The sequence below is a fragment of the Streptomyces sp. enrichment culture genome, assembly GCF_964272855.1.
Lineage (GTDB): Bacteria > Actinomycetota > Actinomycetes > Streptomycetales > Streptomycetaceae > Streptomyces.
Map to the genome: position 1 here is coordinate 1,882,113 of NZ_OZ186847.1, position 13,797 is coordinate 1,895,909.

Genomic DNA, 13,797 nt, shown 5'->3' on the forward strand with positions numbered 1-13,797 from the left:
GGTGTGTCGGTGATCAGTGCCGTCGGACGCCGCCGGGCCGACGGAGGAGACGTGCCACCGACCGCGGTTGCGTGCTCGTGCCTCGAGTGGGCGAACCGTCGGCCGGGGCCGGTGCGGGTGCTGATTCCGAATCCGGAGGCGTGGCGGCGGGGTCGACGGTCCACAGGGCGAGTTGGGGATCCCGTGGACCGTATACGGTATGCGGTTCACCGTCGCCGAAGATCCGTACGGGGTGTGCGGTGTCCCAGGCCTCCCAGCCGGGGCTTCCGTCGACGGTGAACCGTACCCACGCGGCGTGCATGGCGTCGGCCAGCTCCTGCGGGGCGCCCTCGCCGGCCAGCTTGGCCGACTCGGGCACCTCACCGCTGTCGAAGACGAAGCCCAGCTCCAGGGCGTGGCAGGCGCCGAGGCCGGGCCGCTGTGACGGCCAGGCGAACTCGTAGACGTACGACGAGCCGGGGCGGGCGTCGGCGAGGCGGTGCAGCGGGCGCCGCAGCAGATGGTCCGTGACCATCTGGCCGACGATCTCGGCGGGCCCGGCCCCGGGGTGCAGGGCACGGTAACCGCGCGGCACCTCATGGCCGGCGTGGCAGCGGGCCATGGCGCCGGCGAGGGCGACCGGGCCGAGCCGGTCGACGCGTTCCAGCAGCCCGCCGGGGACCAGCCACAGGCGGTACTCGTCGCGGGTCCAGCCCATGAGCAGTTCGGCGCCCGCCGCGGCCTCGCCGTCGATCAGGGCCTCCAGCGGGTCACGGGGTACGAGGTCGCCGTCGACGACGATGCCGAAGGCGGGGCCGCCCAGGACGGGGCTGCTGAGACGGCCGACCTCGGCCTGGGCGCGCAGCAGCAGCTCTCGGTCGACGGCGGCGAAGGCCTCGGCGGTCGCGGGCACCTTCAGCCGGGTGGCCATCCGGCGCACCATGCGCCGCACCTTGTCCCGGTCGGAGGCCTCCGGCGCCCCGCTCTGCAGTACGGCCCGCCGGAACAGGCCCTGGGCCTGCGGGGCGGCGATCAGGGCTCCGATGCTGATGGCGCCTGCCGACTGGCCGGCCAGGGTGACGGCGTCCGGGTCGCCGCCGAAGGCCGCGATCGCCTCGCGCACCCAGTGCAAGGCGGCGAGCTGGTCGCGCAAGCCGGGATTGGCGGGGGCGTCCGGGAACAATCCGTAGCCCTCAACGCCGAGCCGGTAGTTGATCGACACGAAGACGACGCCGTCGCGGGCGAAAGTGCGGCCGTCGTACACCGGCACGCTGGAGGATCCCCTGGTCAGGGCCCCGCCGTGCAGCCAGACGAGAACCGGGAGCCGGGCTCCTGGGCCCGGCTCGGGTGTCCACACGTTCAGGTTGAGGCAGTCGTCGCCGGGCACGACCGGGTCGGACAGATACTGCGCGAAGGCGTCGGAGTACGGCGGTTTCGGCGGGGTCGGCCCGAAGGCGAGCGCGTCCCGGATTCCGTGCCAGGGCTCGGGTGGGAGGGGTGGCCGGAAGCGGTTCGGGCCGAAGGGGGGTGCCGCGTAGGGCATGCCTCGGAACACGGCGACACCATGCTCGTACGTGCCGCGGACGGCTCCGTGAGGCGTGTGGACCACGGGCCCTGTCGGGTCTGTCCGGTCTGCTGCCGCCATCCGCCACCAGCTCCTCGCAGCGCTCGTGCACCGTTCATGTCAGAGCATCGCATCGCGGGGAGGTATTCCGGTGGAGGCCAGAGCGAGCGGTATACGGTATGCCGCCGACGGGTGACTGCCCGCATCACGTATCCCGTATACGCATCCTGCATCCCGCATCCCGCATCCCGCATCCCGCACACCGCAGACCGCAGACCGCAGACCGCAGACCGCAGACCGCAGACCGCAGACCGCAGACCGCAGACCGCAGAAGCGAATACGGCATATCGCCGATCGCATACCGCACACCGCCTACCGCCGACATTCCGCGATTGACCCTCCCTCAGCCGCACACCTACGGTAGAAGGCGCTTTCAGAGCCGATCAGCACCTCAGGCACTCCTCGCACCTCCCTCGCCCGTCAGGAGAGTCATGCCCAGCGCCCAGCTGCCCAGGACCGTGTTCGCCATGGATCCGGTGCACGTCCCCCGGCTCTTCCCCGACGCCCTCCTGGCCCGGCTGAGGCGAACCGCGGAGCTCGACCCGACTCTCGTCGTACGGGACTTCACCGACCCGGCCGCCGCCGACGCGCTGGCCGGCGCGGACGTGCTGATCACCGGCTGGGGCTGCCCCCACCTCGGCGCGGACGTCCTCGCCGCCGTGCCCCGGCTGCGGGCCGTGCTGCACGCCGCCGGCTCGGTCCGCTCCCTGGTCGGCGACGCGCTCTGGCAGCACGGCGTGACCGTCTCCAGCGCGGTCACCGGCAACGCGGTCCCGGTCGCCGAGTACACGCTCGCGATGATCCTGCTGGCCGGCAAGGACGCGTTCGGACACCGGGAGCGGTATCGGACCACGCACGCATTCCCGTCGCCCGCACAGACCGCCGCCATCGGCAACCTGGGCCGCCGCGTCGGCGTCGTCGGGGCCTCGCGGGTGGGCCGCCGGCTGCTGGAACTGCTACGGCCCCACGAGTTCGAGGTCCTGCTGTACGACCCGTACGCGGACGCCGCCGAGGCCGCCGCGCTCGGCGCTCGTGCCGTCTCCCTGGAGGAGTTGCTGCGCGGCAGTGACATCGTCAGTCTGCACGCCCCTGACATCCCCGAGACGCATCACATGGTCGACCGGACCGGTCTCGCCCTGATCCGCGACGGCGGCGTGCTGATCAACACCTCCCGGGGCGCCCTCGTCGACCAGGACGCCCTCACCGACGAACTGGTCTCGGGCCGGTTGAGCGCGGTCCTCGACGTCACCGAACCCGAGCCGCTGCCGGCCGATTCCCCCCTCTACACCCTCCCCAACGTCTTCCTCACCCCGCACATCGCGGGCTCCCTGGGCAACGAGCTGGAGCGGCTCGGGCGGATCGTCGTGGAGGAGTTGGAGCGCCTGACGCAGGGGCTGCCGCCGGCCCACGAGGTGCGGCACGCGGACCTCATCCGGGTCGCCTGACACACCGTCCACACCCGCCGACACCCGTTCACAGCCCGCCCGCACCCGTCCATACCCCGTCCACCCCCCATTCCTCCGACGCGTTCGGGTTTCGAAAGTTCAGGCGGCAGCGCTCCTCTCGGTCCCGTGTCTTCACGACTCCCTGCCGCACACCTAGGGTAGGAAGCGCTTTCTATACGGTCGAGGCGACGACCCGGGAGCAAGGTGCTGGTCGCAACTTTCGAGGGCCCTCGGGCGGGCCGGAGGGGTGGTTTCCGATGGGCCGAACGGCACGTGCGAGCGCGACGGCCGGTCCGACGCTGGCGGTGGTGGCCCGGGAGGCGGGGGTGTCCGTGCCCACCGCGTCCAAGGTGGTCAACGGGCGCGAGGACGTGGCGCCGGAGACGCGCCGCCGGGTCACCGAGGCGCTGGACCGGCTCGGTTATGTGCGCAGACCCCGCTTCGACGCGGCCAAGTCACCGGGCATGGTGGACCTCGTCGTCCACTCCCTGGACAGTTCCTGGTCGGGTGCGGTGCTGCACGGCGTGGAGGAGGCGGCCCACGACGCGGGGCTGGACGTCGTGGTCTCGGCGGCGCTCGCCCGCAGCCGCGCCGGGCGTCCCGAGCGAGGCTGGCTGGACAAGCTGACCGTGCGCGGCTCGGCCGGGGTGTTGTTCAACCTGGCCGAGCTGACCGAGACGCAGTACGCGTGGCTGGAACAGCACCGCATCCCGTTCGTGATGATCGACCCGGTGCTGGAGCCGCCGCCGGGCGTGGTGTCGGTGGGCGCGGCGAACTGGCAGGGCGGGGTGACGGCGACCGAGCATCTGCTGTCCCTGGGGCACGAGCGGATCGCTGTGATCACCGGCCGCCGCCGCACGATGTGCAGCGGCGCGCGGCTCGCCGGTTACCGTTCGGCGCTGGCCTCGGCGGGTCTGCCGCAGCGGCCGGAGTACCTGCGGCCCGCCGGGTTCGACGAGGTCGTCGCCCGGCATCGCATGGCGGAGCTGCTGGATCTGCCGGAGCCGCCGACGGCCGTGTTCGTCTGCTCGGACCGGATGGCGCTGGGGGTGTACGAGGCGGTGGCGGAGCGGGGTCTCCGTATCCCGGACGACGTCAGCGTGGTCGGATTCGACGACCTGCCCGAAGCCCGCTGGGCGGCGCCCGCGCTGACCACGGTCCGTCAGCCGCTGGCGGAGATGGCGGCGACGGCGTTGCGGCTGCTGGTGCGCATGATGGACGGCGAGCGCCCCGAGAGCACCCGTACGGAACTCTCCACCCGCCTCGTCCTCCGGGCGAGCACGGCTCCGCCGCGCGGCTGAGCCACCGTCGGAGCCGGCGGCCGGATCACTCCGCGAGCCGCGCCGCCCAGCCGATGCCGCCGCGCAGATGCTCCCGGAACCCGGGGTCGTCGTACGCCTCGGCGGAATGGCCGAAGGCGGTGTAGAAGACACGTCCGGCTCCCTGCTTCCGGCACCACACCAGGGGATGGTCGGCGCCCATCCCGCCGCCGTCGTACGAGGATTCGTCGGCGGACACCAGCAGGCGCACCCCGTGTTCGCGCGGGTTGGTGCGGAAGTCGTACCACTCGTCGGTGAAGTCCCAGACGGCGGGCAGATGCCGGGTGGCCGGGTGCGTACGGTCCTCCACGAGCGCCTTGCCGGGCTGGTGGGCGGGGTGCCGGTCGAACCAGGCGCCCAGCATCTCCCCGTAGTAGGGCCAGGTGTACTCCGTGCAGGCGGCGGCGTGCACGCCGACGAACCCGCCGCCCGCCTCCAGGTAGGCGGCGAGCCGCTCGCGCCCGGTGGGCGTCAGGACCTCGCCGCTGGTGGAGAGGAAGACGACGGCGGCATAGCCGTCCAGCGGCCCGTCGAGCGCGTCCGGGTCCTCGGTGTGCTCCACCTCGAACCGCCCGAGCGCCCGTACGGCGGCGACGCCGGCCGGGATGGAGTCGTGGCGGTAGGCGGTGGTGCGGGTGAAGACGAGCAGTCGCGGGGCCATGCGGCGACCCTATGCGGGGTCGCCGCGGGGTCCCAGGGCATGCGATGGGCGCGAAACTTTCGGCGCTCTGAGCCTCCGCGCCGCTCTCGCCGCTCTCGCCGTTCTCGCCGTTCTCGGCCTCCTCGCCGCACTCTGCGTTCTCGCGGCACTCTGCGTTCTCGGCGTTCTCACCGCACTCTGCGTTCTCGGCGTTCTCGCCGCACTCTGCGTTCTCGGCGTTCTCGCCGTTCTCGGCGTTTCCGGCCCCGCGGTGAGGTCAGCCGCCCGCGTCCACATCGTTGTTCGGCGCCCCGTCGCCCACCGGAGGCAGGTCCCCACGCTCGACGGGTTCGCCGCCCTCACCGGTCCCGCCCTCGCCACCGCCACCGCCACCGTTCCCGCCACCGCCCCCGTTCCCCGGCAGCAGAGTGTCGAGTTCCTCCGCAGTGGGATGGTGCGCGCCGAGCGCCGCCTCGCGCAGGACGTCACGGCTGACGCCGGGGCCCCCGCCGACCCGGACGACGTGACCGTCCTTGGGGACGGCGTACTCGCGCTGGTCGCCGGCGCTGCGGTACCAGGCGTCGCCGTCCTTCCGGCATTCCGTGTGCCCGCCGGAGGCGTCGCCGACGGGCTGATCGGGGCAGGTCTTCGGGGTCATCTCGGTGCGGTCGACGCGGAGTTGGATCTGGCCGCCGGTGGACCGGGAGACGTAGACCGCGGAGAAGCCGTCGCCGCCGTACACACCGACGGACTGCTGGGCCACGGTGAAGCCGTCGGCGTCGATCGCGTAGACGTGTTCGGGCGCGATGCCCAACGCTCGTGCCCGCGAGGCGACTTCGGCCTGGTCGGCGGCCTGGCGCTCCTTGCCGCAGCCGGTCAGGAGGAGCGCGGGCAGCAGCAGGGAGGCGTACGGCAGGGCGCGCGGCAGACGAGTCATGGGCCCATCCTCCCGCACAGGTGTTCCACAGCGGGGCGGGGGTTGGCGTAGCCTCGGCGGCGATGAACACGATTCCGGCACACCTGGACCATCTCGTGCTCGCCACCCCCGATCTCGCCGCGACGGTGGCCGACTTCACCCGGCGGACCGGGGTGACCCCGGCCGTCGGCGGTAAGCATGTCGGACTGGGCACCCGTAATCATTTGGTCGGCCTGGGCGGTGCCGGGTATCTGGAGATCATCGGGCCGGACCCGGAGCAGTCCGGCCCGTCCGGCCCCCGCCCCTTCGGGGTGGACGCGCTGTCCGGGCCGCGCACGGTGACCTGGGCGATCAGCACGACGGACCTGGACGCGGCCATCGCGTCCGCCCGGGCCCGCGGCTACGACCCCGGCCCCGCCCAGGCGATGAGCCGCCGCACACCCGACGGCACCCTGCTGGAGTGGCGGCTGACCGACGGCGCCGCCGCGCACCCCTCCGGTCTGGTGCCGTTCCTCATCGACTGGGGCGCGTCCCGGCATCCCACGGCCATGGGTCTGCCCACCAGTCCCCTGCTGCGGCTGACGGCCACGGCTCCCGATCCCGACGAGATCCGGCCGCTGCTGTCAGCCCTGGGCACCGACCTGGTCCTCGCGGAGGGGCCGGTCGGCATCTCCTTCACCCTCGGCACCCCGCGCGGACCCGTCACCTTCGGCTGAGCCGGCCGTGCGGGCGACGAAGACGAACTCCCGGCCGGGGCGGTCGGGAGCGTCCCGGACGTCCTCCACCACATAGCCGTGCGCGGCCAGGTCCGCCGCCACCTCGTCCCGTTCACGGAACCGCAGGGTCGAGTCCGAGGTCAGCACCTGCCCGTCGGAGTCGAACACGAAGGTCCAGCGGAAGGTGACCAGCGGGCCGTCGACGGCGGTCACCTCGACCCAGTTGTCGACCGCGCCGACGCCGGGTACGTGCGTGACGCGCCGGCTGGTGTCGCGGGTCCACTCCTCCCAGGCGCGGCGTGCCGGATCGCGGGTCTCCAGGACAAGGTGCCCGCCGGGCCGCAGCGCCCGGTGCGCCCCGCGCAGGGTGCGCCGCCAGGCCTCGGGGTCGGCGATGGCCTGGGCGACGTTTCCCGTCATCGTGGCGAGGTCGACCCGCAGCGGCGGGAGTGCCGTCACGTCGCCGTGCACCCAGCGCACCCGTTCGGCCCCCGGCTTGGCTCGGGCGACGTCCAGGGAGGCTCCGGCGGGGTCGACCCCGACGACGTCGACCCCGCGCGCCGTGAGGAGCAGCGCGAAGACACCGGTGCCGCAGCCGATGTCGAGCACGGTCCGGGCGTCGAACTCCTCGACGGCGCCGAGGTAGGCGTCCAGGTCGCCGCGGTCGGAGTCGAGCACGTCGTAGAGCGCGGCGAGCCGGGGGTGTCCGAAGAGCGGGTCGACCATGCGGGTGACGGTAGGGGGCGCCCGCGGCGGCGGCAACCGGGGGTGCGACTCACCCCGGCGGTCCCTGGACTTGGTGCGCGGGCGGTACCTGGGGTATAGTCGATCTTGCCAGGCCGCCGGAACACCCGGTGACCGGCCAGGCGTTGGTGGTCCAAGGAAAGACGCCCCGCTTCCTGCGGGGAGATGCAGGTGCAAGGCCTGCCCGGCGCTCCACTGTACGAGCCCCGTTCCTCCGGTCGGAGGGACGGGGCTCGTTCGTGTTCCGCCCGCGCGGGGCGGTGTCCGATTTTTTCAAGACCCGGCAACGCGGCCCTGCCTACCGTGGCCGCATGAGTCCACGATTCGATGCCATCGGCCTGGTCGTCTCCGACATGGCCGCCTCCGTCGCCTTCTACCGCCGTCTCGGGTTCGTTTTCCCGGACGGCGCCGAGGAGCAGCCGCACGCGGAGGCCGAGCTGCCCGGCGGGCTGCGGCTGCTGCTGGACGGCGAGGAGACCGTGCGGTCCTTCCACCCGCAGTGGCGGCCGCCGTCCGGGGGCGGCTCACGGACCTCGATCGCGCTGCTGTGCGACGGTCCGCAGGAGGTCGACGCGGTGTACGAGGAGCTGGTCGGCGCCGGGTACCAGGGCGAGCTGAAGCCGTGGGACGCCTTCTGGGGGCAGCGGTACGCCGTCGTGCACGATCCGGACGGCAACGGAGTCGACCTGTTCGCGCCGCTACCGGCCGCCCAGTAGCCGGCCCAGCGGCACGCCCGCCAGTTCCCTGACGTCCCGTGCCAGATGCGCCTGGTCGGCAAAGCCCGCCCGGGCCGCGGTCTCGGCGTACGGCACGCCGGTGCGGGCCAGTGCGAGGGCGCGCTGCAGCCGCAGGACGCGGGCGAGCATCTTGGGGCCGTACCCGAACGCGGCGAGCGAGCGGCGGTGCAGGGCGCGGGCGCCGATGCCCAGTTCGTCGGCGGTGGCGGCGACCGGGCGGCCCGCGTCGAGGGCGGCGACGAGGTGGCGCAGCAGCGGGTCCGGCGGGTCGGCGTCCGCCGCGAGGTCGGCGGCGGCGGCCTCCAGTCCGGCGGTGGGATCGCCGGCCGCGCGGACGCGGGCGCGCAGCCGTCGTACGTCCGCCGCCGGGCGCAGCTCGGTCAGGTCGACCCGCCGGTCGCGCAGCTCGTGCGCGGGGACGCCGAGCAGGGCGGGGGCGACGCCGGGCGGGAAGCGGATGCCCGCCCAGAGTGTGGGCGGGCCGTCCGGGATGTGGGCACTGGTGTCGGGGCCGGCGACGAGCAGGCGGTCCTCGTGCCACAGCAGGTCCATGCAGCCGTCCGGCAGGACCCGTCCCGGTTCCGCGCCGGAGGGTGTGTTGGTCCACACCGTGGCGCCGAGCAGTGCGGACGTCCGCTCCCGGTACACGTGTGCCAGGCTACGCGGCCGCGGTGCGGCTGCGATGCTGCTGCGGGCTCACCCCGTACACCCGTTTGAAGGCGCTGGAGAGGGCGAAGGCGCTGCCGTAGCCGACCTGGCGGGCGATGGCCTCGAGGGTGTCGTCGGTGTCGCGGAGCCGGTCGGCGGCGAGGGCGAGACGCCAGTGGGTGAGGTGGGTCATCGGGGGTTCGCCGACGAGGTCGGTGAAGCGGCGGGCGAGGGCGGCGCGTGAGACGCCGGCCTTGGCGGCGAGGCCGGCGACGGTCCAGGGGTGGGCGGGGTCGTCCTGCATGAGCCGCAGCGCCCGGCCGGCCACCGGGTCGGCCAGCGCCCGGTACCAGCCGGGCGGCTCGGCCTCGGGGCGGGCGAACCAGGCGCGCAGCGCGGCGATGACCAGCAGGTCCAGGAGCCGGTCGAGGACGACTTCCTGGCCGGGGGCGTCGCGGACGATCTCCTCGGCGAGCAGCGGGGTGAGGGGGCAGTCCCAGACGTCGGCGGTGAGGGTGAGCAGCGGAGGCAGTGCGTCCAGCAGCCGGCCGCTGACCTCGCCGGGCCACAGGTAGGTGCCGATCAGCATCACCGCCGTGCCGTCGGGCCGGTCGCCCCAGGTGCGGACGCCGAGGTCCATGGAGCCGTTGAGCGGGCGGCCGTCGGGGTGGTGGCATTCGCCGCCGGGCAGGATCAGCGCCTGGGGGGCCGTGTCGGGGTGGTCGGCGCAGGTGTACGGGTCGGGGCCGCGGGCGATGGCCAGGTCGCCGGGGCCGATACGCACCGGTTTCCCGGTTGCCGGGGTGATCCAGGCGTCGCCGCGTGCCATCAGCATCACCGTCAGGGGTGCCCGGTCCTCGACCCGCACGGCCCACGGCGGGTCGAAGCAGGCCCGGATCAGGAAGGCGCCGCGGGCGCGGGGACCCGCGAGCAGGGCTCCGAGTGCGTCCATGCGGTCAGCGTAGACGCGCGCTTATGGGAATGAGCCGTTCGGCGATGGGCCCGTGGTGCGGGCGGCAGTTGACTGGGCGCATGACAGCGAACGGGAACGACGGGCGGGACATGCTGGACGGGCGGGACACGAAGGGCATGACCGTGGTGGTGACCGGTGCGTCCGGTCGTACCGGGCGGCGCGTCGCCGAGGCCGCGCGGGCCGCCGGGCTGGGCGTGCGGCCCGCCTCGCGCGCCCATGGCTTCGACTGGGACTCCCCGGCCGGCTGGGCGGACGTCCTGCGGGGCGCGGACGCCGCGTATCTGGTGCATCCGGCGGACGTGGGTGCCCCGGCGGCCGCCGAGGCGGTGGGGCGGCTGGCGCGGGAGGCGGTCGGGCTCGGTGTGCGGCGGCTGGTGCTGCTGTCGGCGCGCGGCGAGGAGCAGGCGCTGGCCACCGAGGCGGCGCTGCGGGAGTCGGGCGCGGACTGGACGGTCGTACGGGCCGCGTGGTTCGCGCAGAACTTCAGCGAGGGGCCGCTGGTGGAGGAGCTGCGGCAGGGCGGGGAGCTGGTGTTTTGCGGGGGTGCGGCGCGGGAGCCGTTCGTCGACGTGCGGGATGTCGCGGAGGTCGTGGTGGCCGCGCTGACGGCGGGTGACCGGTATGTGGGGGAGGTGGTGGAGGTGTCGGGGCCGCGGCTGCTGACGTTCGGCGAGGCGGTCGCGGAGGTCGCCGAGGCGGCGGGCCGGGAGCTGTCGTACCGGCCGGTTCCGGCGCGGGACTACGGGGAGCGGCTGGCCGGGTTCGGGCTGCCGCCCGAGGAGGTGGCGTTCCTCGTCGAGGTGTTCGAGTCGCTGCTGGACGGGCGGAACGCGTATCTCTCGGACGGTGTCCGCCGGGTGCTGGGGCGGGAGCCGAGGGACTTCGCGGAGTACGCGGCCGAGGCCGCGGCGGCGGGCGCCTGGAAGGCGCCGTAGCTCACTGTTCCTCGGGGGTGTCGCCCTTGTGGGCGCTCTTCGCGTGGTGGGTGCGCAGCCGGGCGGTGACGTCCTCCGGCGGCAGGAAGCGGGACCACCGCTCGGGGAACTCGGAGGGCATGTCGGGGTCGTCGGGGTCGGCCTCGCGGGCGGCGGCGGCGCGGGCGACGTACTCGGCGACCTGCGCCTCGCGGATCCGCTCGTTGGCCTCGCGGGCGGCGGCCGTGGCGGCGGCGGGCCACACCCGGTCGATCGCGGCGTTGACGGCGGCACCGACGAGGACGGCGAAGGCGGACACCCCGATCCACAGCAGGACGGCGACGGCGGCGGCGAGGGAGCCGTAGATCGTGGCGCCCTCGATGGTGTTGGTGAGGTAGATGCGCAGCAGGAAGCTGCCGAGGACCCACATGCCGAGGGCGACCAGGGCGCCGGGGACGTCCTCGATCCACGGGGAGCGGACGGGCACGGACACGTGATAGAGCGTCGTGAGGAAGGCGATGGACAGGACGATCACCACGGGCCAGTAGAGGACCTGCACCACCGTCGTCGACCAGGGCAGGATCCGGACCACCGCGTCGGGGCCGGCCACCATCAGCGGCAGGGCGACCGAGCCGATCAGCAGCGCCACGATGAACAGCAGGAACGCCATCAGCCGGGTCTTGACGATGCCGCGCACCCCGTCGAGGCCGTACATGACGGTGATGGTGTCGATGAAGACGTTCACCGCGCGGGAGCCGGACCACAGGGCGAACAGGAACCCTATGGAGATCACGTCGGGCCGGCCGCCGTTCATCACGTCGTCGAGGATCGGCCGGGCGATCTCGTTCACGCCCTTGTCGGACAGGACCGTGCGGGACGCCTCCAGGAGGTTGGTCTCCAGGCTGGTGATGGTGTCGGTGCCGGTCCACACGTCGACGTAGCCGAGCAGGCCGATGAGGCTGAGCAGCAGCGGCGGCACGGACAGCAGCGTGAAGAACGCGGCCTCGGCGGCGAGGCCGAGGATGCGGTACTCGATGCAGGAGTTGACGGTGTCCTTGAGCAGCAGCCAGGCGGTCCTGCGCTTGGAGACGTTCCGGTAGAGGGCACGCGCCCGGTGGAGACGACCGGAGGGCCGCTCGGGGGTTTCACTTGCTGGCTGCACGATCCAACGGTATCCGTCGTACGAGGTCGCGCTCACCCTGGTCCGGTGGGGCGGCCGTCGTGGCCGGACCGCAGGGTATCCGATCGGTACCTGGGGGTAGGTTGCCAGTCATGGCACGCAGCACCCACACCGTGACCAATCAGGCGCCGCCGCTGGTCGGCTACGACGTCTACTCCGCCGACCGGGCCCTGACGGCGGCGGTCGCACGGCACATCGCCCCGGAGCTGATCGAGGACGCCCGCTCGGAGCTGTCGGCGCTCGGCCGGACCTCCGGGTCGGCGCAGGTGCAGGAGTGGGGGGTGCTGGCGAACGAGCATCCGCCTCGGCTGCGCACCCACGACCGGTACGGCCGGCGGATCGACGAGGTGGAGTACCACCCGGCGTGGCACCGGCTGCTCGGCAAGGGCGTCTCGGCGGGGCTGACCTCCGCCTGGACGCGGCCGGGCGGGCATGTGCGGCGGGCGGCGGCGTTCGTGGTGTGGACGCAGGTCGAGGCGGGCAACGGCTGCCCGCTGTCGATGACGCACGCGGCGGTGCCGGCGCTGCGCGCGGATCCGGCGCTGGCCGCCGAGTGGGAGCCGCTGCTGACGTCCACGGTGTACGACCGTGATCTGCGGCCCGCCGGGCAGAAGGCGGGCGTGCTGTTCGGCATGGGGATGACGGAGAAGCAGGGCGGCAGTGACGTCCGCGCGAACACGACGGTGGCGACGCCGCTCGCGGAGGCCGGGACGTACGAGCTGACCGGGCACAAGTGGTTCTGCTCGGCGCCGATGTCGGACGGGTTCCTGGTGCTGGCGCAGGCGCCGGAGGGGTTGACCTGCTTCCTGGTGCCGCGGGTGCTGGCGGACGGCTCGCGCAACGTGTTCCGGATCCAGCGGCTGAAGGACAAGCTGGGCAACCGGTCGAACGCCTCCGCGGAGGTGGAGTTCGACGGGACGTGGGCGCGCCGGGTCGGCGAGGAGGGCCGGGGGGTGCGGACGATCATCGAGATGGTCGCGGCGACCCGGCTGGACTGTGTGCTGGGGTCGGCGGGGCTGATGCGGCAGGCGGTCGCGCAGGCGGTCCACCACTGCTCTTACCGTGAGGCGTTCGGCGGGAAGCTCGTCGACAAGCCGCTGATGCGTAATGTTCTGGCCGATCTCGCGCTGGAGTCGGAGGCGGCGACCACGCTCGCGCTGCGGCTGGCGGCAGCCTGGGACGACGGCGGTGAGGAGGAGCGCGCCTTCCTCCGGCTGGCGGTGCCCGCCGCGAAGTACTGGGTGACCAAGCGGTGTCCGGCGGTGACGGTGGAGGCCGCCGAGTGTCTGGGCGGCAACGGGTACGTGGAGGAGTCGGGGCTGCCCCGGCTGGTGCGGGAGTCGCCGCTGAACTCGATCTGGGAGGGCGCGGGCAACGTCCAGGCGCTGGACGTGCTGCGGGCGCTGCGGCGGGAGCCGGCCGCGCTGAACGCGACGCTGACCGAGATCGGCCGGGCGCGCGGCGCCGATCACCGGCTGGACGCGGCGGTCAAGAACCTGCTGACCGAGCTCGCGGACCTGGAGGGTGTGGAGGCGCGGGCCCGCCGGGTGGTGGAGCGGCTGGCGCTGGTGCTGCAGGGTTCGCTGCTGGTGCGGTTCGCGCCGCCGGAGGTCGCGGACGCGTTCTGCGCGTCGCGGCTGGGCGGGGACTGGGGGGCGTCGTTCGGGACGCTGCCGCACACGCTGGATCTGCGGTCGGTCGTGGAGCGGGCCCGGCCGGTCGGCTGACCTGTGCGGACACGTCAGCAGGGGTGGTGCTGCGCCGACACGGCACCACCCCTGCCACTGTGGGCCCGTTGAGGCCACGAGCGCCGCACGGGCGACGTTGCTCAATTTTCAATCAACGTATACGTGTTCACCAGGGTTGCAAGGGGTTGCAACTTGTTTGGTGCCGGTGACCGGAGTGTGCCCCTCCGTCCCCGGTGGGCGGCAGTATGGGACAACCATCAGCACGCGACCGGAA

Annotated in this window: 13 protein-coding genes; 6 read left to right on the forward strand and 7 right to left on the reverse strand. The window is 73.4% G+C overall.

Annotated elements, in window-relative coordinates:
• Positions 1-13 precede the first annotated feature (13 nt).
• On the reverse strand, positions 14-1,624 hold the full coding sequence (locus tag ACSU6L_RS08115) for a carboxylesterase/lipase family protein (protein WP_437055003.1): 1,611 nt from the start codon (positions 1,622-1,624) through the stop codon (positions 14-16).
• Between the two features lie 410 nt (positions 1,625-2,034).
• Between ACSU6L_RS08115 and ACSU6L_RS08120 the strand changes: the two genes are divergently transcribed.
• Positions 2,035-3,048, forward strand: a complete 1,014-nt coding sequence (locus ACSU6L_RS08120) for a hydroxyacid dehydrogenase (protein ID WP_437055005.1) — start codon at positions 2,035-2,037, stop codon at positions 3,046-3,048.
• Between the two features lie 257 nt (positions 3,049-3,305).
• Positions 3,306-4,349 carry a LacI family DNA-binding transcriptional regulator gene (locus ACSU6L_RS08125; RefSeq protein WP_437055007.1) on the forward strand — a complete coding sequence of 348 codons (1,044 nt, stop codon included), beginning with the start codon at positions 3,306-3,308 and terminating at the stop codon, positions 4,347-4,349.
• A gap of 25 nt (positions 4,350-4,374) precedes the next feature.
• Here ACSU6L_RS08125 and ACSU6L_RS08130 read toward each other — a convergent pair whose 3' ends face one another.
• Positions 4,375-5,028, reverse strand: a complete 654-nt coding sequence (locus ACSU6L_RS08130; protein ID WP_437055009.1) for a ThuA domain-containing protein — start codon at positions 5,026-5,028, stop codon at positions 4,375-4,377.
• Positions 5,029-5,284: 256 nt separating this feature from the next.
• Positions 5,285-5,944, reverse strand: coding sequence for a hypothetical protein (locus ACSU6L_RS08135; RefSeq protein WP_437055011.1), 660 nt, complete (start codon positions 5,942-5,944; stop codon positions 5,285-5,287).
• 62 nt (positions 5,945-6,006) lie between these two features.
• On the opposite strand from ACSU6L_RS08135, the gene ACSU6L_RS08140 reads away from it, so the two are divergent.
• Positions 6,007-6,639 (forward strand): VOC family protein, encoded by a 633-nt coding sequence (locus tag ACSU6L_RS08140; RefSeq protein ID WP_437055013.1) that lies wholly within the window; start codon positions 6,007-6,009, stop codon positions 6,637-6,639.
• Here ACSU6L_RS08140 and ACSU6L_RS08145 read toward each other — a convergent pair.
• Entirely contained in the window at positions 6,547-7,365 is an 819-nt protein-coding gene (locus ACSU6L_RS08145) for a class I SAM-dependent methyltransferase (protein ID WP_437055015.1), read from the reverse strand. The genes ACSU6L_RS08140 and ACSU6L_RS08145 overlap by 93 nt on opposite strands.
• A gap of 329 nt (positions 7,366-7,694) precedes the next feature.
• On the opposite strand from ACSU6L_RS08145, the gene ACSU6L_RS08150 reads away from it, so the two are divergent.
• On the forward strand, positions 7,695-8,099 hold the full coding sequence (locus ACSU6L_RS08150; RefSeq protein WP_437055017.1) for a VOC family protein: 405 nt from the start codon (positions 7,695-7,697) through the stop codon (positions 8,097-8,099).
• Here the strand turns inward: ACSU6L_RS08150 and ACSU6L_RS08155 are convergent.
• Positions 8,082-8,768 carry a helix-turn-helix domain-containing protein gene (locus ACSU6L_RS08155; RefSeq protein ID WP_437055019.1) on the reverse strand — a complete coding sequence of 229 codons (687 nt, stop codon included), beginning with the start codon at positions 8,766-8,768 and terminating at the stop codon, positions 8,082-8,084. The genes ACSU6L_RS08150 and ACSU6L_RS08155 overlap by 18 nt on opposite strands.
• Before the next feature lie 10 nt (positions 8,769-8,778).
• Positions 8,779-9,720, reverse strand: coding sequence for an AraC family transcriptional regulator (locus tag ACSU6L_RS08160; RefSeq protein ID WP_437055021.1), 942 nt, complete (start codon positions 9,718-9,720; stop codon positions 8,779-8,781).
• Positions 9,721-9,800: 80 nt separating this feature from the next.
• Between ACSU6L_RS08160 and ACSU6L_RS08165 the strand changes: the two genes are divergently transcribed.
• On the forward strand, positions 9,801-10,676 hold the full coding sequence (locus ACSU6L_RS08165; protein ID WP_437055023.1) for an NmrA family transcriptional regulator: 876 nt from the start codon (positions 9,801-9,803) through the stop codon (positions 10,674-10,676).
• A 1-nt stretch (position 10,677) separates the two neighbouring features.
• On the opposite strand, the gene ACSU6L_RS08170 is transcribed toward ACSU6L_RS08165, so the two are convergent.
• Positions 10,678-11,817 carry a YihY/virulence factor BrkB family protein gene (locus ACSU6L_RS08170; RefSeq protein ID WP_437055025.1) on the reverse strand — a complete coding sequence of 380 codons (1,140 nt, stop codon included), beginning with the start codon at positions 11,815-11,817 and terminating at the stop codon, positions 10,678-10,680.
• Between the two features lie 110 nt (positions 11,818-11,927).
• On the opposite strand from ACSU6L_RS08170, the gene ACSU6L_RS08175 reads away from it, so the two are divergent.
• A complete protein-coding gene (locus tag ACSU6L_RS08175; RefSeq protein ID WP_437055027.1) occupies positions 11,928-13,562 on the forward strand; it encodes an acyl-CoA dehydrogenase family protein in 1,635 nt (544 codons plus the stop codon).
• Positions 13,563-13,797: the final 235 nt, after the last annotated feature.